The sequence below is a fragment of the Loktanella sp. DJP18 genome (assembly GCF_049310965.1).
GTDB lineage: Bacteria > Pseudomonadota > Alphaproteobacteria > Rhodobacterales > Rhodobacteraceae > Loktanella.
In genome coordinates, this window is sequence record NZ_JBMERN010000008.1 from 41070 (window position 1) to 66451 (window position 25382).

The following is a 25382-nucleotide window of genomic DNA, read 5'->3' on the forward strand; positions in this document are numbered from 1 at the left end:
CCGTCACTCTGCCGCGATCTTGTCCGTGACGCGCATCTTCGCGTTGGCACTCAACTCCGCCATCAGGGTCGAGGCGCGGGCGATCGGGTTCGACAGGTAGAAATCCTTGACTGCACTAGAAAAATTGCCGCTGCCAAGCGTGCCTTCGTCCAGCGACGCGGCCTCGTTTTCCGCCACGACGTCGATCTGGCCCAGATGCGGATGCGCCGCGATCAGCGTCCGGCGCAGGGCCGCCAGCGAATCGAAGGGCAGAACCGACCCGATCTCTGCCGAGAGTGCGCGCAGGATCGCCCAGTTCTCCTTCGCCTGTCCCGGCGGAAAGCTGGCGCGCAGGGCCAGTTGCGGGCGGCTTTCGGTGTTCACAAAAACACCGTTTTCTTCGGTATAGGCGGCGGCAGGCAGGATGATGTCGGCGCGGTGCGCGCCCCGGTCGCCATGACTGCCCTGATAGATCACGAAGGGGCCGGCCGGCACCTCGATCTCGTCCGCGCCCATGTTGAACACCACGTCCGCCCCGTCCAATGCGGCGGTCATGCCGCCCTCGGTCACGGCCCCCACATCCATCGCACCGACGCGCGACGCGGCGGTGTGCAGGATCAGCAGTTTCGCGTTCGACTTCGCGACGATGCCCTGAACGGTGGCAAGAACGGCGGCACCGTCGTCGCCGGTCAGCGCGCCCTGGCCCACGATCACGAGGCAGTTCTTGTCGGCCAGCGATGTCATGTCGAGGTCGGCCAAATGGGCCAGCGCCGCGCGGTCGGTGCCCATGTGTTCGTAATCGTAGGTCAGATCGACAGCGTCGCCGACAAGGATCACGTCGGCACCGCGCGACCACGACCGGCGGATGCGGCTGTTCAGGACTGGTGCCTCGGCGCGGGGATTGGTACCGATCAGCAGGATCTTGTCCGCATGATCGATGTCCGCGATGGTCGCGGTCCCGACATAGGCACCGCGCTTGCCGGCGGGCAACTGCGCGCCGTCGGTGCGACATTCGACGTGACCGCCCTGCCCTTCGATCAGCTGCTTCAGGGCAAAGGCCGCCTCGACCGGGGCCAGATCGCCGACCAGTCCGGCGATCTTCTTGCCCTGCATCGCGGCGGCGGCGGCGGCCAGCGCCTCGGGCCAGTCGGCTTTGCGCAGTTTGCCGTGCTCGCGGATATAGGGCGTGTCCAGACGCTGACGGCGCAGGCCGTCAAAGACGAAGCGGGTCTTGTCGTTGATCCATTCCTCGTTCACGCCGTCATGGTTGCGCGGCAGGATGCGCATGACGTCGCGCCCCTTGGTGTCCACGCGGATGTTGCTGCCAAGCGCGTCCATCACGTCGATGGATTCGGTCTTGGATAGCTCCCACGGGCGGGCGGTAAAGGAATAAGGCTTGCTGACCAGCGCGCCCACCGGGCACAGGTCGATGATATTGCCCTGCATGTTGCTGGACAGCGTTTCGCCCAGATAGGACGTGATCTCCGCATCCTCGCCGCGGCCAGTCTGGCCCATCTGATGAATGCCCGCCACCTCGGTCGTGAAACGGACGCAGCGGGTGCAGGAAATGCAGCGCGTCATGTGGGTCTCGACCAGCGGACCCAGGTTCAGGTCCTCGGTCGCGCGCTTCGGCTCGCGAAAGCGGCTGAAATCCACGCCATAGGCCATCGCCTGATCCTGAAGGTCGCACTCGCCGCCCTGATCGCAGATCGGGCAATCCAACGGGTGGTTGATCAGCAGGAATTCCATGACACCCTCGCGGGCCTTCTTGACCATCGGAGAGTTGGTCTTGACCAGCGGTGGTTCTCCGTCCTTGCCGGGCCTCAGGTCCTTGACCTGCATGGCACAGGATGCGGTCGGCTTGGGCGGCCCGCCCACGACCTCGACCAGGCACATGCGGCAGTTGCCCGCGATGGACAGCCGTTCGTGGTAGCAGAAGCGCGGGATCTCGATGCCCGCGATCTCGCAGGCCTGAATGAGCGTCATCGCCCCCTCGACCTCGATCACCTGACCATCGATGTTGATTTTGCGCAGATCGGACATGAACGCCTCCGGCTTCCGGACCCATTGCCCTGTCGCGCACGACCGGGCGTTTGGAGGGCGTTCTAACCCTTTGGCCCGCCCTATGCCAGACGCCAGCGCGCTTTTTTCACGCCGGACGGCTGCGGCCTAGCGCAGCAGCCGACCGACCCCGGTGCCCTTGGCAATCTGGTCGCGCCCGACGGTGCAATAGGTCTCCTCGACCCCCGGTGTCACGCCAAGTTGCACAAGCTGCGCGCGGGCGATCCCCTCCAGTCGCGCCTTCTCGACCTTGTCGTCGACATAGGCATCGATTTCGGCATTGGAGTAGCCCAGTTGCCGCGCCCGGCTTTTCAGGTTCAGCAGGGTCGAGGCCCCGGCGATCCAGCGCGCATCGATGCTCTCGCACTTCTCGCTGATCTCATAGGCCATGCCGACCACCAGCAGGCCGTTGCGGATTTCCGCCTCGTCCTTCAACCCTGCGGCCTGTGCCGTGCCGGTCAATGCGCCGGCCAGCAACGCGGCGGTCATCAGTATCTTGTGCATCTCTTCTGCTCCTGTCGCGAGGGACCTTGTCATCCCTTTAGCCCGCAACATCGGCACGGGCGCACGGTTATGCAATAACCGGCACGGGTTTGTGTCTAGCCGCGCATGGTCTTGCTTGTTCTACGACCACGCACACAGGAACCCGCTCCTCCGACGCCGCGTTTTGTCATCATCCAGAGGAGGAGCACGCCATGACTGACACCCAAAAGACCGACCTGTCCGAGACGGCCAGCACGGCAGAACACCAGACGAAAAAGTTTCAGAAGACGGGCCAGACCCACGATGACCACGCCACGGATACATCAGAGCATGTGACCGAAAACATGCCCGAAAGCGACAAGGACACTTTGAAAAAGACCTTGAAGGATTGACGCTCAGACCAGATTGGCCTTTGCCCAGTCCCAGCCGAACGCCTGCGCCGTGTCACCTTGGCGGCGGCGCAGGTCCAGCACGGCAAGCGCCTCGCCCAGTGTCGGGCGATGATCCTCCGCCACGTGCCACATGTCGAAGTGCTGGTCGGCCAGCATCTCGAACCATTCGCGCCGCCGCGCCATGAACCGGGCGTGAAGGGTGTGGTGAACGAAACGGTGCAGGCTCGGGATATCCTGCCACACCGTCAGGTTGCTGACCAACTGCGGATCGCCGTCGATCTTGGCGTCAGTGTTGCCGGTCCCCGGCTCTCCCGACCCTTCCATCATCCACACGAAGCCCGGCATCCGTTTGCCCAGCCCGTTGATCCGGTCAAGCGCGCCCATGAATTCCGCGACGCGCGGGTCGTCGGTGGGGGCGATAAGACGCCCGATGTTCAACTCTGCGAGCGGCATCAGGCGTCCACGCGATCACTTCATGCCGGAATCGTAAACCGGGGTGGCCGGTGGTGCGACCTGCATGGGAGCGGGTTCCATGCGCTGGCCACAGGCGGACACGCCGACCAGTGCCGCCATCATCACGAATTTCATCATGCTAACATCCTCGATCCGGTCTGTGATGACACGCCGTTCGATTGACCGGCCGCACCGGACTGCGTGGACGGCACCAAGGGCGATCGTCACATAAACAGCTAAACCGCTGCTGTCACAAGTCGAGCCTGCCGCCTACGCCCGTCCGGCACCTGCGGCAGAACGGCATCACTCTGCCGCGATCATGCCGCGCTTGTGCTTGATGCGGTCCTCGATTTCATCGCGGAAGTTGCGGATCAGGCCCTGGATCGGCCAGGCAGCGGCGTCACCCAGCGCACAGATCGTGTGGCCTTCGACCTTCTTGGTCACGTCCAGCAGCATGTCGATTTCCGCCACGTTCGCATCGCCGCGGACCAGCCGTTCCATGACGCGCATCATCCAGCCGGTGCCTTCGCGGCAGGGCGTGCACTGGCCGCAGCTTTCGTGCTTGTAGAACTTGGACAGACGCCAGATCGCCTTGATCATGTCGGTGGACTGATCCATCACGATCACCGCCGCCGTTCCCAGCCCGCTGCGCTGTTCGCGCAGCCAGTCGAAGTCCATGATCGCGTCCTGCATCTGGTCCGCCGTCAGACACGGCACGGACGACCCGCCGGGGATCACGGCCTTCAGGTTATTCCAGCCACCCCGGATGCCGCCGCAATGCTTGTCGATCAACTCCTTGAAGGGGATCGACATGACCTCCTCGACCACACAGGGATTGTTGACGTGGCCCGAGATCGCGAAAAGCTTCGTGCCGGCGTTGTTCGGCCGGCCCATGCCCGCGAACCACGCGCCGCCCCGACGCAGGATCGTCGGGACCACGGCAATGGATTCGACGTTGTTCACGGTCGTGGGGCAGCCATAAAGGCCGGCACCCGCCGGGAACGGCGGCTTCATGCGCGGCATCCCCTTCTTGCCTTCAAGGCTTTCCAGAAGGGCTGTTTCCTCACCACAGATATAGGCACCTGCCCCGTGTGCGAGGTAGATGTCGAAATCCCAGCCCGACCCGCAGGCGTTCTTGCCGACCAGCCCGGCGGCATAGGCCTCGTCGATGGCGTTCTGCAACGCCTCCTTCTCGCGGATGTATTCGCCACGGATGTAGATGTAGCAGGCGTGCGCCTGCATCGCGAAACTGGCGATCAGGCAGCCTTCGATCAGCGTATGCGGATCGTGGCGCATGATCTCCCGGTCCTTGCAGGTGCCGGGTTCCGATTCGTCGGCGTTCACGACCAGATAGGACGGGCGCCCGTCGCTTTCCTTGGGCATGAAGGACCACTTCAGACCCGTCGGAAAACCGGCCCCGCCGCGTCCGCGCAAACCCGACGCCTTCATCTCGTCCACGATCCAGCCCGCACCCTTGCCCAGGATATCCTTCGTCCCGTCCCAATGGCCGCGCGCCTGTGCGCCCTTCAGCGAACGATCGTGCATCCCGTACAGGTTGGTAAAGATGCGGTCCTGGTCTTTCAGCATGGGAAGTGTTCCTTACGAGGGCCTTGAAAGCTGGAGAGCGGCGCGCCAGGGCACCGCTATTGACGGGTCTTCTGCCAGATTCTCAGGGTGACAACCAGTGACCAAATGAACGCAGCCATCGACACCAGATACATCAGGATCTCGTATTTCGCAGGCAACCCGGTGCGGGCCACGATCCAGGGGGCCAGCATCGCCAGCACCCCTGCCGCCGCGATGACGATAGCGGCGATGCGCCCCTGTCGTGCCGTTTCTTGGTCATGTCGGTCCGCCATGATCTAGTAGACGCCGCCCTTGTCGACCCGCGTGGAAAATTCCGTCTCTCCGCCAGAGGCGAGGATCTTGGCCTGCTCGGTCCAGCCGTCGCGGCTGACCCGCCCCTTGAAGCCGCGCAGGTTGTTGTCCATCCACGCCACCTCGGTCGCGGACCACCCCGCGATCTGGTCGAAGTGATAGACGCCCAGCTCGTGCAGCGTATTCTCCAATTTCGGCCCGACACCCTTGATTTCCTTGAGGTTGTCTGCCCCGCCTTCACGGGGGGCAGACAACATCTGCGGCTTGTCGCCCACATCCGGCGCGGTGGTGTCGCCGTCGGAATCGGGCGTATCCTCTCGCGCGGCAATCGCCGCCGCCTGCTCGCCGTTCATCGCGCCGACGGGGGTTGCCGTGTCGGCAACCGATGCACCGGCGGCACCCGGATGGGCCGTGGCACCCGTCGCGGCATCGGGCCGCGCATCGGCCTCCGATGCGCCCGGCTTGGCGTCATATTTCCAGCTCCCCTTGCGACTGGCCATATCCTCCTGCCCGGCCAGACGAGCCGAGGGCTTCAGACCTGCGGCAGCGGTGTCACCGCGCCCTGCGCCACCCTGGGCGGCAGCATCACCGGCAGCGTGCGGTGCCGGTGCATCAGCGGCCGGTGCAGCAGCGCTTGCAACGGGCCTGGCCCGTTTTTCGCCCGCGGTTTCGTTCCCGCGGGCGGCCGGGGTCGCCGCCGGTGGTGTGTTGCCCGCAGGATCAGCACCATGCGTCTGTGTCGGCGCAGCGCCGCCGCCATGCGTCTGCGTCGGGGCAGCACCACCGCCACGGTTCGGTGCCTTGGGGTCCAGGTTGACCGGGCCCTTCGGCAGGCCCTTGGGCTCGCGCCAGCCCAGCCACAGTGCCACGGCGACGACCAGCGCGACCAGCAGCGCCACAAGCCCGGCACTGGCCAGCCCCCAGCCGTAGGCGACATAGGCCACGGCCCCGCCGATGAATCCGAACACGGCGGCGATCAACAGGATGCCCTGTTCCTTGGGTGCGGTATCTTTCATCTGTCCCTCCGTCCGACGGCCCGATCGGCCTGTCACGAGATTGCGTTCGGACAGCCCGCGCGACGCAAGGGCAGTCCCAAGGGGATGTTAGCGCAATTGCCGCAGGTCACAAAGATTTTCGCACGAGACGGGATTTCAGCCCTGCGCCAGCGCCATACAGCCCTCGCGCCGGATGCGGCCCGTGAGTTTCAAGCGCCTGTTCACCCCATCCGCCTGGGCCTCGGTCAGGGCCGCGACTGGATCAACGGCGGAAAAGCCGAGGTCATGCTGATGGCCCTCGATCCTGGGACCAATCCCGTCATCGTGCTACGTATCGTCCGCCTGCCCGCCACGCGGGCCGGACCGCGTGTTTGGCTTCGCCTCTGGAACCGCATCTGCCGGGGCTTCCGCGCCGGTCTGTGTGGCGGGCCGTTCCGTGCCGCTTTCGGCCTTGGTGTCGGTCCTGGACGCAGGGGCGACGCTGCCTTCTTCGGGACGGCCGGGCCGGGCGACGCCGCGCGCCTCGCCTTCGGTCTCTGACACGCCGTCCGAGGAATCGCCCACATCACGGGGCGCATCCTCTTCGCCCTTCGTGCGGCCGCCCTGCTTGCCATCCGGGCCTTCTGGGGCCATCAGATCGTCGCGCGCGGCGGTCTTGTCGGCCTCGCTGTCGGACTGCGACACGTTCCAAGGCATCAGCAGCGGCACTTCGGTGCCGTCGATGCGCTTGATCGTGTCGCCGATATCGACCGCCAGCTGCACGCTCGCGTTATACTGTTGCCTGCCGCTCTCATGGTCCTTCAGGCTGGTCAGACCGCCAAGCGGTTCCGCCGCATAGCGTCCGTTCTGCGGGCCGGGGAGCGGCACGCGGCCCGCCGCCATCTCGTCGATGATCTCGGCCAGACGTTCTGCGGTCAGGTCCTCGTAATAATCCTTGCCGATCTGGGCCATCGGGGCGTTGGCGCAGGACCCGAGACATTCCACCTCTTCCCACGAAAAATTGCCGTCCGCCGACAGCATGTGCGGCTTGGCGGCGATCTTGTTCTTGCAGACGCCGATCAGGTCCTCTGCCCCGCAGATCATGCAGGACAGGGTGCCGCAGACCTGGATATGGGCCACGGCCCCCACGGGTTGCAGCTGGAACATGAAGTAGAAGGTCGCGACCTCCAGCACCCGGATGTAGTCCATGTCCAGCATCCGGGCCACATATTCGATCGCGGGCCGCGTCAGCCAGCCGTGCTGTTCCTGCGCGCGCCACAGCAGCGGAATCACCGCCGATGCCTGCCGGCCCTGCGGAAACTTGGTCATCTGACCTTCCGCCCAGGCAAGGTTGTCTGGCGTGAACTCGAAGCTTTCGGGCTGGTCGTGGTAAAGGTGTCGCAGCATGGATCAGGTCTTTCGGGCTAGTCGTCGCGCCACGGGCGCGCAGGCAGAATCAGATGCCTCGCGGCGATGGTGTCAGATGCAGCGGTCGCTCATCACGCGGATGGCACCGTCTCCGGCGGTTTCGATCCGGCCCTCGGCCTGAAGCTGCGGAGTCAGGTTGATCAGCTCCTCGCGGCTGATCGTGGCCTGTGTCAGCACCGCACCGACGTTGTCGGCGGTCAGCGCACATCCGTTCGCCTCGATTGCGCCGACAAGCCGTTCCTTGGCGGTCAGCACCGCCGGCTGCGCCGTGGCACGCGGCACCGGGTTGGCCGGCAGGTCATTGCCCAGACGGCTGATGCCAGAGCCATTGCTGGAACAGGCCGCAAGCGCCAGAACGGCGGTAACAGTCAGAATGCGCGTGATCATCTGTCGACCTCTCCAAAGACGATATCCATTGTGCCGATGATGGCCGCCACATCGGCCAGCTGATGGCCGGTCGCGATGTAGTCCATCGCCTGCAGATGCAGGTACCCCGGCGCGCGCAGCTTGGCGCGATAGGGACGATTGCTGCCGTCGGCCACAAGGTAGACGCCGAATTCCCCCTTCGGGGCCTCGACGGCGGCATAGACCTCGCCTTCGGGCACGTGAAAGCCTTCGGTATACAGCTTGAAGTGATGGATCAGGCTTTCCATGTCGGTCTTCATCGCGTGCCGCGTCGGCGGGGTCATCTTGCCCCGCGCCATGATCTCGCCCTTTTCGACCCGCAGCTTGTCGCAGCACTGACGCATGATGTGGGCTGACTGGCGCATCTCCTCCATGCGGACGAGGTAGCGGTCGTAGCAATCGCCGTTCTTGCCGACAGGAATCTGGAATTCCATCTCGTCGTAGCACTCGTAGGGCTGCGACCGGCGCAGGTCCCAAGCAAGGCCGGATCCGCGCACCATCACGCCGGAAAAGCCCCAGTCCTGAATGTCCTGTTCCGTCACCACGCCGATATCGGCGTTGCGCTGCTTGAAGATGCGGTTCTCGGTCAACAGGCCGTCGATGTCGTCCAGAAACGCCGGAAATCCCTTGACCCAGGTGTCGATATCCTCGACCAGTTGGTCGGGCAGGTCCTGATGCACGCCGCCGGGCCGAAAGTATGCCGCGTGCAGACGCGCGCCGCAGGCCCGTTCGTAGAAGACCATCAGCTTCTCGCGTTCCTCGAACCCCCAAAGCGGCGGCGTCAGCGCGCCGACGTCCATCGCTTGCGTCGTGACGTTCAGCAGGTGCGACAGGATGCGGCCGATCTCGGAATAGAGGACGCGGATCAGAGAGGCGCGGCGCGGCACCACGGTCTTGGTCAGACGCTCGATCGCCAGGCACCAGGCATGTTCCTGATTCATCGGTGCCACATAATCCAGCCGGTCGAAATACGGCAGGTTCTGCAGATAGGTCCGGCTTTCCATCAGCTTTTCGGTGCCACGGTGCAGCAGGCCGATATGCGGGTCGCACCGCTCCACGATCTCGCCGTCCAGCTCCAGCACCAAGCGCAGCACGCCGTGCGCCGCCGGGTGTTGCGGGCCGAAGTTGATGTTGAAGTTGCGGATCTTCTGCTCGCCGGTGCGCGCATCGACGGACCCGTCGTCGTAGGTGTTCGTGCGGATATCGCCGTCCATCATATCCGTACCTCTAAAACTGTTACGAAAGCTAAATCAGAATTAAATCCATTATCTGTCACAGTACTTTGACGACGATAGAGCGCTGCCTTCGGGCCAGCGGAATTTTTAAAAATGCTGCATGACGCCAACAGCATTGCAGCTAGTCCCGTCAGCAGAGCGCCAAGTTCTGACATTGGATCAAACCAGTTCATTTCGCCGGTCCTTTCGAGACGTGGCCGTCGGGTGCAACCTTGTCGTCGCCGGGCAGGATGTATTCGGCCCCTTCCCAAGGGCTCATGAAGTCGAACTGCCGGTATTCCTGCACAAGGCTCACGGGTTCGTAGACGACGCGCTTCTGCACCTCGTCATAACGCACCTCTGTATAGCCGGTGGTCGGAAAGTCCTTGCGCAGCGGGTGGCCGCGGAACCCGTAGTCCGTCAGCAGGCGGCGCAGGTCCGGGTGGCCGGAAAACAGGATGCCGAACATGTCGAAGACTTCACGTTCGAACCAGTTGGCAGAGGGATGCACGCTGATGATCGACGGCACCATGTCCTCTTCGCGCACGTCGACCTTCAGGCGGATGCGCTGGTTCTGATACATGCTCAGAAAGTGATGCACGACCTCGAACCGCTTGGGGCGTGCCGGATGGTCGACAGCGGTGATGTCCACAAGCGACGAAAAACGGCAGGCCGGATCGACCTTCAGGAAATCGACGAAACCGACGATGTTGCTCAGGGCGACGGTGACGGTCAGCTCGCCATGCGCGACCTCCCACCCCAGCACGCAATCATTGCGCCGGGTTTCCAGATGCTGGCCGAGTTCGTTGAGTGCTTCGGACATGGGACCCCCTTAGCGGACGATGGTGCCGGTGCGGCGGATCTTGCGCTGCAACTGAAGAATTCCGTACAGCAGCGCCTCTGCCGTCGGCGGGCAGCCGGGGACGTAGACGTCGACCGGCACGATTCGGTCGCATCCGCGCACAACGGAATAGCTGTAGTGGTAATACCCGCCGCCGTTGGCGCAGGACCCCATCGAGATCACATAGCGCGGTTCCGGCATCTGGTCGTAGACCTTGCGCAGCGCCGGGGCCATCTTGTTGGTCAGCGTGCCCGCGACGATCATCAGGTCCGACTGGCGCGGGGATGCGCGGGGTGCCGTGCCGAAGCGTTCGAGGTCGTAGCGCGGCATCGAAGTGTGCATCATCTCGACCGCACAACAGGCCAGACCGAAGGTCATCCAGTGCAGGCTGCCGGTGCGCGCCCAGTTCACGATGTCGGCGGTCGACGTGACGAGGAACCCCTTGTCGGTCAGCTCCTTGTTCAACGCCTGCGTCGCGACCTCGCGGTCAGGCCCGACCTGCGTTCCGGTCATCACTCCCATTCGAGAGCTCCCTTCTTCCACTCATATGCAAAGCCTGCGGTCAGCACGCCAAGGAACACCATCATCGACCAGAATGCGGTCATCGAAAGGTGCTGGAACGCCACGGCCCAGGGAAACAGGAACGCGACCTCCAAGTCGAAAATGATGAACAGGATCGACACGAGGTAGAAGCGCACGTCGAACTTCATCCGGGCGTCGTCGAAGGCATTGAAGCCGCATTCATAGGCCGACACCTTTTCCGGGTCGGGGTTCCGCACGGCGATCAGCGCAGCGGCCAGAATCAGGATCAGGCCAAGGCCGATGGCCAGGCCCAGAAAGATCATGATCGGCAGGTATTCGTTCAGCATCGTGTCCAAGGGGATGATCCTTTTGCGTGGCATCCGGTGGCGTCGTCCGGGCGCGGCTGGTCGCACACTTAAACCGGGGCCTGCGCAGGGTCAACCGACGCAGGGCGCTCCGCTCCGCTTTGTCGCGGGCGTCACTCGGGCTTGGTCCAGGGCGCGTAGAAGTCGCGGTCATACAGCCCCGCGCCCTCCGGCAGGCTGGCCCGAAACGCGGGTCGCGCCGTGATCCGCGCAAACCAGTCCGAAAGATGCGCCAGCTCGTCCAGCCGGACAAAGCGGCGCGCCATCTCGACCGCCTGCCCGACCCCGATGTCGGCGGCGGAAAACCCGCCCGCCAGCAGCCAGTCGCGCCCCGTCAGCGCCGCGTCCACAGTGCGCAGGGTGATCGCCAGACGCTTTGCTTCCAGTTGCATAATGATCGGGCTGCGCATCGTGTCATCGCGCAGCATAACGTGTTGCTGCGTCAGGTTCGCGCAATGCTGGCTGATGGTTTCCGCATAATGCACCCACTCCAGCCACTTCGCCCGCTCCGCATGGCCTGCGGGACGGCCAAGGTCCTCGGGCGAGAACCGTTCGCACAACACTTCTGCAATCGCGCCACTCTCCACGATCACCGCGCCGTCCATCTCCAGCGCCGGGACTCGGCCAGTGGGGTTCAGTGCCTTGTAGTCCGGCCCGCGCAGGGTCCTGTCGAAAGGCCAGACCTTCAGGTCGAAGTCCACGCCGATCTCGTGCAGCAGCCACAGGCTGCGCATCGACCGCGTGCCGGGGCAATGGTGCAGGCGGATCACGCCTCGACCTCAAGCGTCACAAGCGCCACGCCGGCCTTCACCTGATCGCCGGGCGCCACCGCGACCTGCGCCACCACGCCGTCGCGGGGGGCGCGCAGCACATGTTCCATCTTCATCGCCTCCAGCACGACCATCCGGTCGCCTTCAGCGACCCGCTGGCCCACCATGACGCTGACCTGCGCCACCAGCCCCGGCATCGGCGACAGCACCGCGTCGCCGCCCATCCCCTGCCCGCCCCGCGCCAGCGGATCGGGCAAGGTCAGCGTGAAAGGCTCTGCCCCGAAGACCGTCACGCCGTCGCCGTGCCGCATCGCTCCCGGCATCAGCACGCCGCCCGCACGCCAGCCCTGCCCGTCGCGGCGCAGGGCCACGGTCACGTTGTCAACGCGCACGTCCCAGCCGCCCGCCGCCGCCGTCAGCGTGACGACCCGGTCGCCGATCAGAACCGTCTGCCCCAGCGATTGCCACAGCGCGAACCCCTGCCAGGGTTGCTCTACGTCAAGTCCGGCCGCCACCACCGCCGCCAGCGCCAGCCGCGCCGCATCCGGCTGTACCGCCTCGGCCAGACCCGGAGTCCGCCCGATCAGCCCGGTATCCATGTGGCCGGCCACGAAATCGGGCACCGCGACCAGCCGTTGCAGGAACCCCAGATTCGTGACGGTCCCCGCCACCTCTGTCCCGGCCAGCGCCCGTGACATCGCCGCCAGCGCCGCCGGGCGGTCCGCGCCATGCACCGTCACCTTCGCGATCATCGGGTCATACCAGGGAGAGATCTCGCTTCCCGTCTCGACCCCGCTGTCGATCCGTGCATCCGCCGGAAACGCCAGATGCGCGAGCGTGCCCGTTGCGGGCAGGAACCCCGCCGGCACGTCTTCCGCGTAAAGCCGCGCCTCGATGGCGTGGCCCCTGATGGCCAACTGGTCCTGCGACATCGGCAGCGGCTCGCCGCTGGCCACCCGCAACTGCCATTCCACCAGATCGACGCCGGTGATCGCCTCGGTCACCGGATGTTCGACCTGCAACCGGGTGTTCATCTCCATGAACCAGAAGCCGTCGGTGCGCAGCCCGCGGCTGGCATCCACGATGAATTCGATCGTTCCCGCCCCCGCATAGCCGATCGCGCGGGCGGCCTTCACCGCCGCATCGCCCATCGCGGCACGGACCGCATCGGTCATGCCCGGTGCGGGTGCCTCCTCGATCACCTTCTGGTGGCGGCGTTGCAGCGAGCAATCGCGCTCGAACAGATGCACCGCGTCCGTGCCGTCGCCAAAGACCTGCACTTCGATATGGCGCGGCTGCTGCACGTATTTCTCGATCAGCACATCCGCGTTGCCAAAGGCGGTCCGCGCCTCGGCCTTGGCGCTGTCCAGCGCCTCGGCAAAGCCGCCAGCCTCCGTGACCAGCCGCATCCCCTTGCCGCCGCCGCCGGCGACCGCCTTGATCAGCACCGGAAACCCGATCTTCGCAGCCTCTGCTGCCAGCACGCCCGCGTCCTGATCGGCCCCCAGATACCCCGGCACCACCGGCACGCCCGCCCGGTCCATCAGCGCCTTCGCCGCGTCCTTCAGCCCCATCGCGCGGATCGCGTCGGCCGAGGGGCCGATGAACACCAGCCCCGCCGCCGTGACCTGATCCACGAAATCGGGGTTCTCCGACAGAAAGCCATAGCCCGGATGGATCGCCTGCGCGCCCATCTCTTGCGCCGCCGCGATGATCAGATCGCCGCGCAGATAGCTTTCCGCGACAGGGGCCGGCCCCAGCCGCACCGCCACATCCGCCATCCGTACGTGCAGGGCGCCCGCGTCGGCATCGGAATGGACGGCCACCGTCCCGACTCCCAGGCGCTGGCAGGTGCGGATGATCCGGCAGGCGATCTCGCCCCGGTTGGCGATCAGGATGCGGTCGAACATGGGATCACCTTTGCGACTGGGCGCTGATTTTTCGCAGAGATACCGTCACATGCGGAACACGCCAAAGCGTGTCTCCCCGATGGGCGCGTTGCAACTGGCCGCCAGAGACAGCGCCAGCACGGCGCGGCTGGCGCGCGGGTCGATCACCCCGTCGTCCCACAACCGGGCAGCGGCATAAAGCGGGTCCGACTGCGTCGCGAACTGATCGAGGATCGGCTGCTTGAACGCCGCCTCCTCCTCCTCTGCCCACGCCTGTCCCTGCCGCTCCATCGCGTCGCGCCTGACCGTGGCCATCACGCCCGCGGCCTGCTCTCCCCCCATGACGGCGGTGCGCGATGTGGGCCATGTCCACATGAAGTCCGGGCTGTAAGCCCTTCCCGCCATGCCGTAATTTCCGGCACCATAGCTCCCGCCCACGACCAGTGTGATCTTCGGCACTGCCGTCGTCGCCACCGCCGTCACCATCTTGGCCCCATGCCGTGCAATGCCTTCATTCTCGTACTCCCGCCCCACCATGAAGCCGGTGATGTTCTGCAAGAAGATCAGCGGGATCCGCCGCTGCGAACACAGTTCCACGAAATGCGCGCCCTTCTGTGCCGCCTGCGAAAACAGCACGCCGTTGTTCGCCACGATCCCGCAGGGCCAGCCGTCGATATGCGCAAAGCCCGTGACCAGCGTGTCCCCGAAGCGCGCCTTGAATTCATCGAACCGCGACCCGTCCACAATGCGGCGGATCACCTCTCTGATATCATAGGGCGTGCGCAGATCGGCGGGCACGACATCGAACAGCGTGTCGGGGTCCAGCAGCGGAGGTTCGCTCTCCAACCGCTTGACATCGCACAGATCCCGCTGACCCAGCGATGCCACCGCCTGCCGCGCCAGCGCCAGCGCATGGGCGTCGTCCTCTGCCAGATAATCCGCCACGCCCGACAGGCGCGTATGCACGTCGCCGCCGCCCAGATCCTCTGCCGTCACGACCTCGCCGGTCGCGGCCTTCACCAAGGGCGGCCCGGCCAGAAAGATCGTCCCCTGATCCTTCACGATGATCGACACGTCAGCCATCGCGGGCACATAGGCTCCGCCGGCCGTGCAGGACCCCATGACCACGGCGATCTGCGCGATCCCCACCGCCGACATGTTCGCCTGATTATAAAAGATGCGACCAAAGTGGTCGCGGTCGGGAAAGACCTCGTCCTGATTGGGCAGGTTCGCCCCGCCACTGTCCACGAGGTAGACGCAGGGCAACCGGCACCGCGCCGCGATCTCCTGCGCGCGCAGGTGCTTTTTCACGCTGACCGGGTAATAGGTGCCGCCCTTTACGGTCGCATCGTTGCAGACCACCATGACCTGCTGCCCCGCGACCCGCCCGATCCCCGCAATCACGCCGGCCCCCGGCGCATCGCCGCCATACATACCATGTGCCGCCGTTACCCCGATCTCCAGCCAAGGCGACCCCGGATCCAGCAGGTTCGCCACGCGGTCGCGTGGCAGCATCTTGCCCCGGCTGACATGACGCGCGCGCGCCTTCTCGCCACCGCCTGCCATCGCAAGTGCCGCGGCGTCCGCGACACGGCCCAGCGCGTCAAGATGCGCACCGCGCGTCATTGCAGACCGTCCAGACCGTCCTGCAACAGCAGCGTCTGTTCCGCCGTCACGGTCATCAGGCATTGCGCCGTCGCGGGCCCTCCGCCGGTGCCGCCGCCCCATTTCGCCCTCTCGAAATCGCAACGCGCGTCGCGGTAAGCGATCCAGGCCCGCTGCATCGCCTGCAAGGCCGGCACCTGCCGTGGCGCGTTCCAGCCACCAGCCTCCGCCTCGGCGTCGTTCGCCTTGTATAGCGTCATCAGGTCGCCGTAGGCCGCGTTCAGCGCGCCGTCCCAGAACTGGAATTCCCGGTCCAGACACGCCCCCATCCCCACGGTCGAATCGCCGCCGGGCGTTTCGGTCATGCAGACCCCAGCCGCAGCGCCGACGCAGTCCAGCCGGGCGGCACCGTCCACATCCGCCATGCAGTTGGTCGTGATGACGGGATCAAAGACCACATCCTGCGCCGCCACGGCCATCGGCCAGCCACAGATCAGGACCAGCAACGCCCCATGCCCCCAAATTTGCATCCCGGCTCCTCCTTCGTCAGGCCTGCGGCCCGCTGCGTTCAAAGACTTCACCCCGGTCCCCCATGACATAGGAAAATGTGCGGCCGTCGGCATGATGACAGACCACGATCATCCGCGCCTGCGGATGCGCCGTCGCCGCGCAATCGGTGCGCGCAGCGCCGTCTCCGACCTCGGCCAGATACCGCGCCGCGGCCCGCTCGATGATCTCCGTGTCCCCCAACGGCTGCCCCAACCGCAAGCCAAGGTAGCCCGTCAGCACGATCAGCGCCGCGAGGGGCGCAAAGATCGCCCAGCGCCTCATCCCATCGCCGCCATCATCTCGCGTCCGACCAGCATCCGCCGGATTTCCGACGTGCCCGCCCCGATCTCCATCAGCTTGGCGTCGCGGAACAGACGCGCGACGGGTGCATCGGCCATGAAGCCCGCGCCGCCCATCGCCTGCACCGCCTGATGCGCCTGCTTCATCGCCTCTTCCGAGGCATAAAGACAGCAGGCCGCCGCATCCTGCCGCGTCACCGTCCCCCGGTCGCAGGCGCGCGCGACCTCGTAGACATAAGCACGGGCCGAATTCATCGCGGTATACATGTCCGCGATCTTGCCCTGCATCAGCTGGAACGACCCGATGGGCTGCCCGAACTGCTTGCGTTGCGCCAGATAGGGCATCACTTCGTCCAGACAGGCGGCCATGATCCCCAGCCCGATCCCCGCCAGCACGACCCGTTCGTAATCGAGGCCCGACATCAGCACGCGCACCCCGCGGCCTTCTTCGCCCAGCACGTTCTCGAACGGCACCTCCACGTCGTCGAACACCAACTCTGCCGTGTTCGACCCGCGCATCCCCAGCTTGTCGAAATGCGGGCTCGTGCTGAACCCGTTCATCTCCTTCTCGATCAGGAACGCCGTGATTCCCTTGGACCCCGCCGTCTTGTCGGTCTTGGCATAGACCACCAGCGTGTCCGCGTCGGGTCCGTTGGTGATCCAGTATTTCGTGCCTGACAGGCGGTAGTGATCGTTGCGCTTCTCTGCCGCCAGCGTCATCGACACCACGTCCGACCCCGCCCCCGCCTCGCTCATCGCCAAGGCCCCGACATGCTCTCCCGACACGAGCCGCGGCAGATACTTCGCCTTCTGGGCCTCGGTCCCGTTCAGCTTGATCTGGTTCACGCAAAGGTTGGAATGGGCCCCGTAGGACAGCGACACCGACGCACTTGCCCGTGCGATTTCCTCAACCGCGACCGTATGGGCGAGGTAGCTCATCCCGGCACCACCGTATTCTTCCGGCACGGTCACACCCAGCAGACCCAGATCGCCCAGCTCCCGCCACAACGCGGGCGGAAAGGCGTTGTCGCGGTCGATCGTCGCCGCCATCGGCCGCAGCCGGTCCTGGGCCCAGCCGTGCACCATGTCGCGCAGCGCATTCACGTCGTCACCCAGATCGAAGGTCATGGAGGCATGGAACATCGCGCGGCATCCTTTATTGAACACTTGTTCAATTCGTAGGGACACGATCCGCCCCGGTCAAGCGTCTTGCATCCCCCCGCGACCAGCTTACATCGGTTTGCATGAAACACATCCCCGCGATTGCAGCCGCCCTCACCCTTCTGGCCAGCGCCACCACCGCCGAACAGGTGGGCCAGGTCGGCGTCGACTGGGTCGGCAACGACATCGTGATCGAGGCCGTCCAGGACCCCAAGGTGCCGGGCGTCACCTGCCACCTCGCCTACTTCGACCGCTCCGTCATCGACCGCCTGTCGAACGGCAACTGGTTCGAGGACCCCTCGAATTCGTCCATCGCCTGCCGCCAGACCGGGCCGATCACCATCGGCGACATCGATCGTTCGCCGGACGGAGAGAGCGTGTTCAGCGAACGCCAGTCCCTGATCCTGAAGTCGATCCGCATCAGGCGCATCTTCGACGAAGCCAACAACACCCTGATCTACCTCGCCCATGCGAACGAATTGACGCAGGGCTCCGCCAAGATGTCGATCAGCACAGTGCCGCTTTACACGCCGCCGCCTGCCAACTGACACGCAGGCATGTGCGAAACCCGCAGGCAGCACCCCGCGCAACCGATCCGCATTCATCTGGCCCGTAAACTCCCGCCGGAGGCTCCTTTGCCTGCCACGAGCGCTCACTTCACCCCAAACGCACCCAGATCCATCCGGCGAAAATTCTCCTGCTCGGCTTTCGTCAGCGGATAGCGGCGCAGCATCGCGTCGTTCTCGGTCCGCACGCGCGCGCCCCAGTCGCTGCGCAGGTGGGTCATCAGCCGGACATGCGCGTCGATCCAGGTCGCCCGGGAATAGTCGTCACTGCCCAGCAGGCCCTCCAGCGCGCCGGGCCACCAGCGACGCAACCGCAGCAGCCAGTCCGGGGCTTCGACCTGACGCGTCCGCCGTTCCTCGGCCATCGCGATCAGCCGCGTTTCGCGCCGCAGGATGCGGAACAGCAACTCGTGCCCGTCCATCGTCTCGCGCGACCGTTCCATCCCGTCGTCGTCCACCACCAGATCGAAGAACGGTCCCTCGCCCTCCACATGCGGCGTGCCGTCGCCGCGCGCCTGCCGGTCGAGCGTGTAGCCCGGCACGTCCCTTCCCAGCAGCCCAAGCGCCTCGCCGATTTCGGCTTCGACCTCGGCCAGCCTCATGCCCGGCCCCGCACATCCGTCACCACGTCGCGGATGATGCGCCCAATCAGGCTGCAGTCGTCCAGGCTGAAGGTCAACGGCAACCGCATATCCAGCAGCCCCGCCAGTACCCGGTCGCTACCCGGCAAGGGGTCCGCGTCCGCATAACGCCAGGAATCGTAGCGCGAGGTAAAGCCCACGGGCTCCGCCGCCCCGAACCACTTCAGCTCCACCCCCCGCGCGGCGCAGTCCGCGACGACGGCGGCCACGGCGTCATTGGTCCAGTCCAGCAACAGGAACTGGAACGAAGAGGCGACGAACTGTTCGGCCTCCGGCCGCGCGGGCAGGGTCAGCCCCGGCACATCCGCCAACCCCTCCGCCACCTTGCGGTAGCGGTCGTTCCAGCGCCCGGCCTGCCGTTTCAACGCCTTCAGTTGCGGCCGCAGGATCGCTGCGCGCAGATTGTCCATCCGGCCCGAGATATTGGGCACTTCGTAGCGCAACTGCGCAAAGGCTTCCTCTGGCGGCGCCGCCCGGTGGCGACCATAGAGCATGTAGCTGCCAGAGAGCAGCACCGCGCGGGCCATCGCATCGGCGTCGTCAGAGATCAGCAACCCGCCCTCCCCGGAATTCAGGTGCTTGTAGGTCTGCGTCGAAAAGCAGCCCATCCGGCCCCAGCGCCCCGACGGCCTGCCATCCCAGGCGGCGCCCATCGTATGCGCGCAATCCTCGATCACGGTGACGCCTGCGCGATCGCACAGCCGCATCAGCCGGCCCATGTCGCAGATATGCCCACGCATGTGGCTCAACAGCAGCACCCGCGCCTGTGCCAGCTTGGCCTCCAGGTCGTCGAAATCGATGGTCAGCCCATCCGTCACGCCGACAAAGACCGGCACTGCGCCAATGCCCGCAATCGCCCCCGGAACCGGGGCCAGCGTGAAGGCGTTGGTCAGCACCCGGTCGCCCGGCACCACGCCGCAGGCCCGCAGCGCGCAGCCCAGCGCATAGCCGCCGGACGCCACGGCCAGACAGAACGCCGCTCCGGTGCTGGCGGCGAATTCCTCCTCCAGCAGCGCGGTTTCGGCAATTTCACCCTCTGCCGTGTTGTAGCGGTGCAGACGGCCATGGCGCAGCACGGCCTCTGCTGCCGCAAGGCTGGCCTCCGGCAGCGGCTCCTGCTGCGTGAAATTCCCGTGAAAGACCTCTCCCATGCGGCCAACTGTTGCGGGCCGCGCCAGAGTCGTCAACAGCTTAACCGATCAGGTCGCGCACGACGCGGGGCAGATCGCGGAAATGGTCCAGCAGCGCCGCAGGTGCCAGCGCGGCCATATCCTCGCCCGCCGGACCGAAGGTCACGAGGATCGAGGGCACGCCCGCCGCATGGGCGGTCTTGCGGTCGGTCTCGGTGTCGCCGACCAGCAGGCACATCGCGGGATCGCCCCCGGCCCGGCGCACGGTTTCGAACAGGTGTTCCGGATCGGGCTTGCGCATCGCCAGCGTGTCGGCCCCCAGCATCGCGTGAAAGCGGTCCAGCACGCCCAGCGCCGTCAAAAGCTGCACCGCCAACGCCTCGGGCTTGTTGGTGCAGATCGCCACGCGGTATCCGGCATCGGTCAGCGCGGCGATCGCCTCCATCGCACCTTCATAAAGGTAGGTATGCGTGCTGATCGCCTGCCCGTAATAGTCCAGCAGCGGCTGGTATTGCGCATCCACGACAGCCTCGTCAGGCTGGCCCGCACGTTCCAGCCCCAACCGCAGCATCGCCTTCGCTCCGCGCACGGCCGTCTTCTGGTCCGCCACCGGGTCCAGCAGATCGCCCAGCCCAAGGTCGCGAAAGCAGGCGTTGGCCGCGGCGATCAGATCGCCGCTGGTGTTCGCCAGTGTCCCGTCCAGATCGAAAACCACCGTGCGCATCGCCATTCCCCCTGTAACCGGCCCTCACTGTTACGATCCGTAAACCTTTGTGACGCCCGCCCGCCTTGTATCGGCCTGCGGAACGGATACAAGCCGTGCCAAACGGCAGATGGGGCTAGACAGGCACATGACAACAGCACTGATAGTCCTCGCGGCGGGCAAAGGCACCCGGATGCAGTCGGACCTGCCCAAGGTCCTGCACCCCCTCGCCGGTGCGCCGCTGCTGGTCCACGCACTTCAGGCGGGCGGCGCGCTCGACCCCGCCCGCACCGTCGTCGTGACCGGCCATGGGGCCGAGGCGGTGGAGAAGGTCGCGACAGCCTTCGACGACCGCATCGCCTGCGTGCGCCAGACCGAACAGCTTGGCACCGCCCATGCTGTCGCGCAGGCGCAACCCGCGCTTGAGGGATTTTCCGGCGACGCCGTCGTCCTTTACGGCGATACCCCTTTCATCACGCCCGAGACGCTGGAGGCGATGATCGCCGCGCGCACCACCCACGACGTCGTCGTGCTGGGTTTTCACGCCGCCGATCCGGGCCGCTACGGTCGCCTTGTCATGGACGGCGACACGCTGGCGCAGATCGTCGAATACAAGGATGCCGACGAGGCCACCCGCACCATCGACCTGTGCAACTCCGGCGTCGTCTGTGCGGACGCCGCAACGCTGTTTTCACTGATCGACGCAGTCGGCAACGCCAACGCGGCGGGCGAATACTACCTGACCGACATCGTGGGCCTTGCCCGCGCGCGCGGCCTGTCCGCCGGCGTCGTCACCTGCGACGAATCCGAAACGCTGGGCATCAATTCCCGCGCGGAACTGGCCCTCGCCGAACAGCAATTCCAGCGCCGCGCCCGCGCCGCCGCCACACTTGACGGCGTTCACATGCCCGCCCCCGACACGGTGATCTTCGCCCATGACACCCACATCGGCGGCGACGCGCTGGTGGAACCCTATGTCGTCTTCGCCCCCGGCGTGACCGTCGAAAGCGGTGCCACGATCCGCGCGTTCTCGCACCTCGAAGGCTGCCATGTCAGCCGGGGTGCCGTGGTCGGCCCCTACGCCCGCCTGCGCCCCGGCGCGGAACTGGCCGAAAACGCCAAGGTCGGCAATTTCGTCGAGATCAAGAGTGCCCTGATCGACACCGGTGCCAAGGTCAGCCACCTGACCTACATCGGCGACGCGACCGTAGGGGCCGGGGCCAACATCGGCGCAGGGACGGTGACCTGCAACTACGACGGTTACTTCAAGCATCACACGGAAATCGGCGCAGGCGCCTTCATCGGCTCGTCTACCATGCTGGTCGCCCCCGTCACCATTGGTGCCGGTGCCATGACCGGCTCCGGCTCTGTCATCACGCGCGACGTCGCGCCGGGCGATCTGGCCCTTGGCCGTGCGCCGCAGGTGAACAAGGCGGGCCTCGCGGCGCGCCTGATGGACAAACTCAAGGCCGCCAAGACGAAAGGCTGACCCATGTGCGGAATCGTCGGAGTCCTCTCCTCTCACGAAGCGGCGCCGATCATCGTCGACGCGCTCAAACGCCTTGAATACCGGGGCTACGATTCAGCGGGAATCGCCACGATCGACGGCACCACGCTGGACCGCCGCCGCGCTATGGGCAAGCTGGTGAACCTGCAGGACCTGCTGGTCCACGACCCGCTGGCCGGCAAGGCGGGCATCGGTCACACCCGCTGGGCCACCCACGGTGCGCCCTCCGTCCTGAACGCCCACCCCCACCGCGCCGCCGGCGTCGCCGTCGTCCACAACGGCATTATCGAGAATTTTCGCGCTTTGCGCCAGTTTCTAGCCGATCACGGCATCGGCTACACCACCGAGACTGACACCGAGACAGTCGCCCTGCTTGCGCAGTATCACCTCGATCAGGGCCTCTCGCCCCGCGACGCCGCCCGCGAGACCATCGCGCAACTCGAAGGGGCCTATGCGCTGTGCTTCCTCTTCGACGGTGAAGACGACCTGCTGATCGCCGCCCGCAAAGGCAGTCCGCTGGCCATCGGCCACGGCGCGGGCGAAAATTACGTTGGCTCCGACGCCATCGCGCTCGCCCCCATGACCGACACGATCACCTACCTCGACGAAGGCGACTGGGCGATCGTGACCCGGTCCAGCGTGGACATCCGCAATGCCGCCGGCGAACAGGTCAGCCGCCCGCGCAAGACCATCGCCACGGGGGCCACGGCCATCGACAAGGCCGGCTTCAAGCACTTCATGGCCAAGGAAATTGCCGAACAACCCACCGTGCTGCAAGGCGCGCTGGCGCACTACATCGACGCCGCCGGGACTGCGGTCACGCTGCCTGCCCCCGGCATCGACTTTGCACGGGTCGAACGTCTGACTCTCGTGGCCTGCGGCACCGCCTACTATGCCTGCATGGTGGCGAAATACTGGTTCGAACAGATCGCCCGCCTGCCGGTCGAAATCGACGTCGCCTCGGAGTTCCGTTACCGCGAACCACCCGTGACACCCGGCACTGTGGCCCTCTTCGTCAGCCAATCCGGCGAGACGGCCGATACCCTCGCCGCCCTGCGCTATATGATCGGCAAGGCGGACCGCATCCTGTCGGTCGTGAACGTGGCCGAATCCTCCATCGCCCGCGAAAGCGACCTCGCCCTGCCGATCCTCGCCGGGATCGAAGTCGGCGTCGCCTCGACCAAGGCCTTCACCTGCCAGCTTGCGACGCTGGCGCTGCTGGTCCTCAGGGCCGCCCACGACCGCGGCCAGATGAACGACGCGACCCTGGCCGATCACCTGACCGAACTGCGGCAACTTCCCGGCATCATGAACGCCGCCCTGAATATCGAATCCGCCACCCGCGACCTCGCACAGGAATTGTCAGAGGCGCGCGACATCCTCTTTCTGGGACGCGGCGCGATGTATCCGCTAGCCCATGAAGGTGCGTTGAAGCTCAAGGAAATCAGCTACATCCACGCCGAAGCCTACGCATCGGGCGAATTGAAGCACGGCCCCATCGCCCTCGTCGATCCCGCCGTCCCGGTGATCGTCATGGCCCCGACTGACGCGCTCTTCGACAAGACCGTCTCCAACATGCAGGAAGTCATGGCCCGTGGCGGCAAGGTCCTGCTGATCACCGACGCGGCCGGCGCGCGCGCCGCCTCCGAGGGTGTGTGGAAGACGCTGATCCTGCCTGACGTCTCGCCCTTTCTGGCCCCGATCCTCTACGCGATCCCGGCGCAACTGCTGGCCTACCACACGGCCATCGCCAAAGGCACCGACGTGGACCAGCCGCGCAACCTGGCAAAGTCCGTCACCGTGGAGTGAATGTAAGCACAGAATCGGATCGACTGCGCCGATCCGGTCCGCCGGGATATTTTTGACCAGAAGAAGACCAGACCGCTCACACATCCTGTGACGCACCCGAGTCTTCTTCTGGTTCGAAATATCCTGGGGTCCGGGGCAAAGCCCCGAAAAGGGGTGGGCGGGCGGGGCCCGCCACCCCCCTCTTACTCCACCGAAACGCTCACCTCGGCGATCTCGGTCAGGGGAATCCCCAGCGTCTGCATCGCCGCCAGCGAGATCTGGCTCCCCGATCCCTCAGCCCCGCCGGAGGGGCGCAGTTCCACGTTGGCATCCTTGCCCTTGTAGCCGACGCGCCCCATCGTCAGGCTGCTGACCAGCGGCGTCTTCAGCCAGATGCCCGGCTCTGCCGGCGGCCCCAGTGTCGCCAGTGTCGTGCCAAGGTCACGGACCGGCGTGTCCACCTGCACGGCAAGCGCCTGCGCCTTGTCCGCATCGCTCGTGGTATCGAACTGCGCGACCGTCCGGGCGGCAGCGGGGGGCCGCGGCGGCGGGGACGGGTTCAATGTCGCGGCGGGTGCGCCTGCGGCGGCCGGCGTCACGACGGCCCCCGGCGCAGTTGCGGAGACCGGCTGCATCATGCTTTCGCAGGCAGTCAGGGCGAAGACGGGGAACATCATTAGGATTCTCATGCCCCGACGCTATGACCGGCGCGCGATCCTGACAAGTCCCCGCCCATGCCTTGCGCACCCCTTCGCCGGGGCCTAGGTTCATGCCATGACCGCACCGCTCATCGACCCCTTCGCCCGCGCCATCCGTTACCTGCGTGTTTCCGTCACGGACCGCTGCGACTTCCGCTGTGTCTACTGCATGTCGGAAAACATGACCTTTCTGCCCAAGAAGGACTTGCTGACGCTGGAGGAACTGGACCGGATGTGTTCTGCCTTCGTGCGCCTCGGGGTCGAGAAGCTGCGCATCACCGGTGGCGAACCCCTCGTGCGGCGCGAGATCATGACCTTCTTTCGCGCCATGTCGCGCCACCTTGAATCCGGTGCCCTGAAGGAACTGACGCTGACCACCAACGGCAGCCAGCTCGAACGCTTTGCAGGCGACCTTTACGACGCTGGCGTGCGCCGCGTGAATGTCTCTCTCGATACGCTGGACGACGACAAGTTCGCCCGCGTCACCCGTTGGGGTCGCCTGCCCCAGGTTCTGCGCGGCATCGATGCGGCACAGAAGGCGGGCCTGCGGGTCAAAATCAACGCCGTGGCGCTGAAGGACTTCAACGAGGACGAGTTGTTCAGAATGACCCAATGGGCCGCATCCCGCGACATCGACATGACCTTCATCGAGGTCATGCCGATGGGCGACATCGGCAACGAGGACCGCATCGGCCAATACTGGTCGCTGAAGGACCTGCGCGCACAGCTTGCCACCCGTTACACCCTGACCGACCTGCCCGACAACACCGGCGGCCCCGCCCGCTACGTCCGCCTGAACGAGACCGGCCAGAAGGTCGGCTTCATCACGCCGCTGTCCCACAACTTCTGCGAATCCTGCAACCGTGTCCGCATCACCTGCACCGGAGAGATTTACACCTGCCTCGGGCAGGAAGGTCACGCCGACCTGCGCGCGCCCTTGCGGTCGTCCGAATCCGACACGGTGCTGGACGATGCGATCCGCGCCGCCATCGCGCTGAAACCCAAGGGCCACGATTTCGACTATTCCCGGCAAGCGGTCGATGGTCAGGTCAGCCGCCACATGAGCCATACCGGCGGCTGA

At 65.7% G+C, this 25382-nt stretch carries 28 protein-coding genes and 1 pseudogene; 5 read left to right on the forward strand and 24 right to left on the reverse strand.

Features of this window, described 5'->3' with window-relative positions:
- Positions 1-3 precede the first annotated feature (3 nt).
- A complete protein-coding gene (gene nuoG, locus ACOI1H_RS03860; protein ID WP_422435406.1) occupies positions 4-2022 on the reverse strand; it encodes an NADH-quinone oxidoreductase subunit NuoG in 2019 nt (672 codons plus the stop codon).
- 126 nt (positions 2023-2148) lie between these two features.
- Positions 2149-2544, reverse strand: coding sequence for a DUF5333 domain-containing protein (locus ACOI1H_RS03865; protein ID WP_422435407.1), 396 nt, complete (start codon positions 2542-2544; stop codon positions 2149-2151).
- A gap of 191 nt (positions 2545-2735) precedes the next feature.
- On the opposite strand from ACOI1H_RS03865, the gene ACOI1H_RS03870 reads away from it, so the two are divergent.
- Positions 2736-2915 carry a hypothetical protein gene (locus ACOI1H_RS03870; RefSeq protein ID WP_422435408.1) on the forward strand — a complete coding sequence of 60 codons (180 nt, stop codon included), beginning with the start codon at positions 2736-2738 and terminating at the stop codon, positions 2913-2915.
- 3 nt (positions 2916-2918) lie between these two features.
- Here ACOI1H_RS03870 and ACOI1H_RS03875 read toward each other — a convergent pair whose 3' ends face one another.
- The 18 genes and pseudogenes from ACOI1H_RS03875 to ACOI1H_RS03960 all read right to left on the reverse strand — a co-directional run bounded on the left by ACOI1H_RS03875 (position 2919) and on the right by ACOI1H_RS03960 (position 17250).
- A complete protein-coding gene (locus ACOI1H_RS03875) occupies positions 2919-3368 on the reverse strand; it encodes a DUF3291 domain-containing protein (protein ID WP_422435409.1) in 450 nt (149 codons plus the stop codon).
- Between the two features lie 15 nt (positions 3369-3383).
- Positions 3384-3506 (reverse strand): hypothetical protein, encoded by a 123-nt coding sequence (locus ACOI1H_RS03880; RefSeq protein WP_422435410.1) that lies wholly within the window; start codon positions 3504-3506, stop codon positions 3384-3386.
- Between the two features lie 165 nt (positions 3507-3671).
- Positions 3672-4955 (reverse strand): NADH-quinone oxidoreductase subunit NuoF, encoded by a 1284-nt coding sequence (gene nuoF / locus ACOI1H_RS03885; RefSeq protein ID WP_422435411.1) that lies wholly within the window; start codon positions 4953-4955, stop codon positions 3672-3674.
- A gap of 56 nt (positions 4956-5011) precedes the next feature.
- Positions 5012-5227 carry a DUF5337 family protein gene (locus tag ACOI1H_RS03890; RefSeq protein WP_422435412.1) on the reverse strand — a complete coding sequence of 72 codons (216 nt, stop codon included), beginning with the start codon at positions 5225-5227 and terminating at the stop codon, positions 5012-5014.
- 3 nt (positions 5228-5230) lie between these two features.
- Complete coding sequence (locus ACOI1H_RS03895) at positions 5231-6262, reverse strand: hypothetical protein (RefSeq protein ID WP_422435413.1); 1032 nt, start codon at positions 6260-6262, stop codon at positions 5231-5233.
- A 135-nt stretch (positions 6263-6397) separates the two neighbouring features.
- Positions 6398-7627 (reverse strand): annotated as a pseudogene (gene nuoE, locus ACOI1H_RS03900) (NADH-quinone oxidoreductase subunit NuoE).
- A gap of 72 nt (positions 7628-7699) precedes the next feature.
- Positions 7700-8035: a hypothetical protein gene (locus ACOI1H_RS03905; RefSeq protein WP_422435414.1), complete on the reverse strand. Its 336-nt coding sequence runs from the start codon at positions 8033-8035 to the stop codon at positions 7700-7702.
- Entirely contained in the window at positions 8032-9270 is a 1239-nt protein-coding gene (locus tag ACOI1H_RS03910; protein WP_422435415.1) for an NADH-quinone oxidoreductase subunit D, read from the reverse strand. Before ACOI1H_RS03910 ends, ACOI1H_RS03905 begins: the two co-directional genes overlap by 4 nt.
- Positions 9267-9461 (reverse strand): hypothetical protein, encoded by a 195-nt coding sequence (locus ACOI1H_RS03915; RefSeq protein ID WP_422435416.1) that lies wholly within the window; start codon positions 9459-9461, stop codon positions 9267-9269. The genes ACOI1H_RS03910 and ACOI1H_RS03915 overlap by 4 nt, the downstream gene beginning before the upstream one ends.
- Positions 9458-10090 carry an NADH-quinone oxidoreductase subunit C gene (locus tag ACOI1H_RS03920; RefSeq protein WP_422435417.1) on the reverse strand — a complete coding sequence of 211 codons (633 nt, stop codon included), beginning with the start codon at positions 10088-10090 and terminating at the stop codon, positions 9458-9460. The genes ACOI1H_RS03915 and ACOI1H_RS03920 overlap by 4 nt, the downstream gene beginning before the upstream one ends.
- Before the next feature lie 9 nt (positions 10091-10099).
- Complete coding sequence (locus ACOI1H_RS03925; RefSeq protein WP_422435418.1) at positions 10100-10630, reverse strand: NuoB/complex I 20 kDa subunit family protein; 531 nt, start codon at positions 10628-10630, stop codon at positions 10100-10102.
- A complete protein-coding gene (locus ACOI1H_RS03930; protein ID WP_422435446.1) occupies positions 10621-10977 on the reverse strand; it encodes an NADH-quinone oxidoreductase subunit A in 357 nt (118 codons plus the stop codon). Before ACOI1H_RS03930 ends, ACOI1H_RS03925 begins: the two co-directional genes overlap by 10 nt.
- Before the next feature lie 131 nt (positions 10978-11108).
- Positions 11109-11765: a glutathione S-transferase family protein gene (locus tag ACOI1H_RS03935; RefSeq protein WP_422435419.1), complete on the reverse strand. Its 657-nt coding sequence runs from the start codon at positions 11763-11765 to the stop codon at positions 11109-11111.
- On the reverse strand, positions 11762-13675 hold the full coding sequence (locus ACOI1H_RS03940) for an acetyl/propionyl/methylcrotonyl-CoA carboxylase subunit alpha (RefSeq protein WP_422435420.1): 1914 nt from the start codon (positions 13673-13675) through the stop codon (positions 11762-11764). The genes ACOI1H_RS03935 and ACOI1H_RS03940 overlap by 4 nt, the downstream gene beginning before the upstream one ends.
- A gap of 45 nt (positions 13676-13720) precedes the next feature.
- Positions 13721-15280, reverse strand: coding sequence for a carboxyl transferase domain-containing protein (locus ACOI1H_RS03945; protein ID WP_422435421.1), 1560 nt, complete (start codon positions 15278-15280; stop codon positions 13721-13723).
- Positions 15277-15789 (reverse strand): lysozyme inhibitor LprI family protein, encoded by a 513-nt coding sequence (locus ACOI1H_RS03950; RefSeq protein ID WP_422435422.1) that lies wholly within the window; start codon positions 15787-15789, stop codon positions 15277-15279. Before ACOI1H_RS03950 ends, ACOI1H_RS03945 begins: the two co-directional genes overlap by 4 nt.
- Positions 15790-15805: 16 nt before the next feature.
- Positions 15806-16090, reverse strand: coding sequence for a hypothetical protein (locus tag ACOI1H_RS03955; protein WP_422435423.1), 285 nt, complete (start codon positions 16088-16090; stop codon positions 15806-15808).
- Positions 16087-17250, reverse strand: a complete 1164-nt coding sequence (locus ACOI1H_RS03960; protein WP_422435424.1) for an isovaleryl-CoA dehydrogenase — start codon at positions 17248-17250, stop codon at positions 16087-16089. Before ACOI1H_RS03960 ends, ACOI1H_RS03955 begins: the two co-directional genes overlap by 4 nt.
- A gap of 101 nt (positions 17251-17351) precedes the next feature.
- Between ACOI1H_RS03960 and ACOI1H_RS03965 the strand changes: the two genes are divergently transcribed.
- The gene (locus ACOI1H_RS03965; protein ID WP_422435425.1) at positions 17352-17816 is read left to right on the forward strand and encodes a CreA family protein; all 465 of its coding nucleotides are present in this window, start codon (positions 17352-17354) and stop codon (positions 17814-17816) included.
- A gap of 104 nt (positions 17817-17920) precedes the next feature.
- On the opposite strand, the gene ACOI1H_RS03970 is transcribed toward ACOI1H_RS03965, so the two are convergent.
- From ACOI1H_RS03970 to ACOI1H_RS03980, 3 genes are read right to left on the reverse strand one after another with little or no spacing between them, the layout of a single operon-like run.
- Entirely contained in the window at positions 17921-18436 is a 516-nt protein-coding gene (locus ACOI1H_RS03970; protein ID WP_422435426.1) for a hypothetical protein, read from the reverse strand.
- Positions 18433-19626, reverse strand: a complete 1194-nt coding sequence (locus ACOI1H_RS03975; protein WP_422435447.1) for a DegT/DnrJ/EryC1/StrS family aminotransferase — start codon at positions 19624-19626, stop codon at positions 18433-18435. Before ACOI1H_RS03975 ends, ACOI1H_RS03970 begins: the two co-directional genes overlap by 4 nt.
- Before the next feature lie 40 nt (positions 19627-19666).
- Complete coding sequence (locus ACOI1H_RS03980; RefSeq protein ID WP_422435427.1) at positions 19667-20329, reverse strand: HAD-IA family hydrolase; 663 nt, start codon at positions 20327-20329, stop codon at positions 19667-19669.
- A 127-nt stretch (positions 20330-20456) separates the two neighbouring features.
- Between ACOI1H_RS03980 and glmU the strand changes: the two genes are divergently transcribed.
- Together glmU and glmS are read left to right on the forward strand one after the other, a co-directional pair.
- Positions 20457-21797: a bifunctional UDP-N-acetylglucosamine diphosphorylase/glucosamine-1-phosphate N-acetyltransferase GlmU gene (gene glmU, locus ACOI1H_RS03985; protein ID WP_422435428.1), complete on the forward strand. Its 1341-nt coding sequence runs from the start codon at positions 20457-20459 to the stop codon at positions 21795-21797.
- 3 nt (positions 21798-21800) lie between these two features.
- The gene (gene glmS, locus ACOI1H_RS03990; protein ID WP_422435429.1) at positions 21801-23624 is read left to right on the forward strand and encodes a glutamine--fructose-6-phosphate transaminase (isomerizing); all 1824 of its coding nucleotides are present in this window, start codon (positions 21801-21803) and stop codon (positions 23622-23624) included.
- Positions 23625-23806: 182 nt separating this feature from the next.
- Here glmS and ACOI1H_RS03995 read toward each other — a convergent pair whose 3' ends face one another.
- Entirely contained in the window at positions 23807-24280 is a 474-nt protein-coding gene (locus ACOI1H_RS03995) for a D-galactarate dehydratase (RefSeq protein ID WP_422435430.1), read from the reverse strand.
- Positions 24281-24377: 97 nt separating this feature from the next.
- Here ACOI1H_RS03995 and moaA point away from each other — a divergent pair, with 97 nt between their 5' ends.
- On the forward strand, positions 24378-25382 hold the full coding sequence (gene moaA, locus ACOI1H_RS04000) for a GTP 3',8-cyclase MoaA (RefSeq protein ID WP_422435431.1): 1005 nt from the start codon (positions 24378-24380) through the stop codon (positions 25380-25382).

What these genes read in the sequence shown, in the direction of transcription:
- ACOI1H_RS03955 (WP_422435423.1), bottom strand. Translation starts at nt 16,090, where the DNA reads ATGAGGCGCTGGGCGATCTTTGCGCCCCTCGCGGCGCTGATCGTGCTG.
- ACOI1H_RS03930 (WP_422435446.1), bottom strand. Translation starts at nt 10,977, where the DNA reads ATGCTGAACGAATACCTGCCGATCATGATCTTTCTGGGCCTGGCCATC.
- ACOI1H_RS03865 (WP_422435407.1), bottom strand. Translation starts at nt 2,544, where the DNA reads ATGCACAAGATACTGATGACCGCCGCGTTGCTGGCCGGCGCATTGACC.
- glmS (WP_422435429.1), top strand. Translation starts at nt 21,801, where the DNA reads ATGTGCGGAATCGTCGGAGTCCTCTCCTCTCACGAAGCGGCGCCGATC.
- ACOI1H_RS03980 (WP_422435427.1), bottom strand. Translation starts at nt 20,329, where the DNA reads ATGCGCACGGTGGTTTTCGATCTGGACGGGACACTGGCGAACACCAGC.
- glmU (WP_422435428.1), top strand. Translation starts at nt 20,457, where the DNA reads ATGACAACAGCACTGATAGTCCTCGCGGCGGGCAAAGGCACCCGGATG.
- ACOI1H_RS03910 (WP_422435415.1), bottom strand. Translation starts at nt 9,270, where the DNA reads ATGATGGACGGCGATATCCGCACGAACACCTACGACGACGGGTCCGTC.
- ACOI1H_RS03975 (WP_422435447.1), bottom strand. Translation starts at nt 19,626, where the DNA reads ATGGGAGAGGTCTTTCACGGGAATTTCACGCAGCAGGAGCCGCTGCCG.
- ACOI1H_RS03915 (WP_422435416.1), bottom strand. Translation starts at nt 9,461, where the DNA reads ATGAACTGGTTTGATCCAATGTCAGAACTTGGCGCTCTGCTGACGGGA.
- ACOI1H_RS03920 (WP_422435417.1), bottom strand. Translation starts at nt 10,090, where the DNA reads ATGTCCGAAGCACTCAACGAACTCGGCCAGCATCTGGAAACCCGGCGC.
- ACOI1H_RS03950 (WP_422435422.1), bottom strand. Translation starts at nt 15,789, where the DNA reads ATGCAAATTTGGGGGCATGGGGCGTTGCTGGTCCTGATCTGTGGCTGG.
- ACOI1H_RS03875 (WP_422435409.1), bottom strand. Translation starts at nt 3,368, where the DNA reads ATGCCGCTCGCAGAGTTGAACATCGGGCGTCTTATCGCCCCCACCGAC.
- ACOI1H_RS03925 (WP_422435418.1), bottom strand. Translation starts at nt 10,630, where the DNA reads ATGGGAGTGATGACCGGAACGCAGGTCGGGCCTGACCGCGAGGTCGCG.
- ACOI1H_RS03870 (WP_422435408.1), top strand. Translation starts at nt 2,736, where the DNA reads ATGACTGACACCCAAAAGACCGACCTGTCCGAGACGGCCAGCACGGCA.
- ACOI1H_RS03880 (WP_422435410.1), bottom strand. Translation starts at nt 3,506, where the DNA reads ATGATGAAATTCGTGATGATGGCGGCACTGGTCGGCGTGTCCGCCTGT.
- ACOI1H_RS03895 (WP_422435413.1), bottom strand. Translation starts at nt 6,262, where the DNA reads ATGAAAGATACCGCACCCAAGGAACAGGGCATCCTGTTGATCGCCGCC.
- ACOI1H_RS03965 (WP_422435425.1), top strand. Translation starts at nt 17,352, where the DNA reads ATGAAACACATCCCCGCGATTGCAGCCGCCCTCACCCTTCTGGCCAGC.
- ACOI1H_RS03970 (WP_422435426.1), bottom strand. Translation starts at nt 18,436, where the DNA reads ATGAGGCTGGCCGAGGTCGAAGCCGAAATCGGCGAGGCGCTTGGGCTG.
- nuoF (WP_422435411.1), bottom strand. Translation starts at nt 4,955, where the DNA reads ATGCTGAAAGACCAGGACCGCATCTTTACCAACCTGTACGGGATGCAC.
- ACOI1H_RS03960 (WP_422435424.1), bottom strand. Translation starts at nt 17,250, where the DNA reads ATGTTCCATGCCTCCATGACCTTCGATCTGGGTGACGACGTGAATGCG.
- ACOI1H_RS03940 (WP_422435420.1), bottom strand. Translation starts at nt 13,675, where the DNA reads ATGTTCGACCGCATCCTGATCGCCAACCGGGGCGAGATCGCCTGCCGG.
- ACOI1H_RS03945 (WP_422435421.1), bottom strand. Translation starts at nt 15,280, where the DNA reads ATGACGCGCGGTGCGCATCTTGACGCGCTGGGCCGTGTCGCGGACGCC.
- ACOI1H_RS03995 (WP_422435430.1), bottom strand. Translation starts at nt 24,280, where the DNA reads ATGATGTTCCCCGTCTTCGCCCTGACTGCCTGCGAAAGCATGATGCAG.
- ACOI1H_RS03890 (WP_422435412.1), bottom strand. Translation starts at nt 5,227, where the DNA reads ATGGCGGACCGACATGACCAAGAAACGGCACGACAGGGGCGCATCGCC.
- ACOI1H_RS03905 (WP_422435414.1), bottom strand. Translation starts at nt 8,035, where the DNA reads ATGATCACGCGCATTCTGACTGTTACCGCCGTTCTGGCGCTTGCGGCC.
- nuoG (WP_422435406.1), bottom strand. Translation starts at nt 2,022, where the DNA reads ATGTCCGATCTGCGCAAAATCAACATCGATGGTCAGGTGATCGAGGTC.
- moaA (WP_422435431.1), top strand. Translation starts at nt 24,378, where the DNA reads ATGACCGCACCGCTCATCGACCCCTTCGCCCGCGCCATCCGTTACCTG.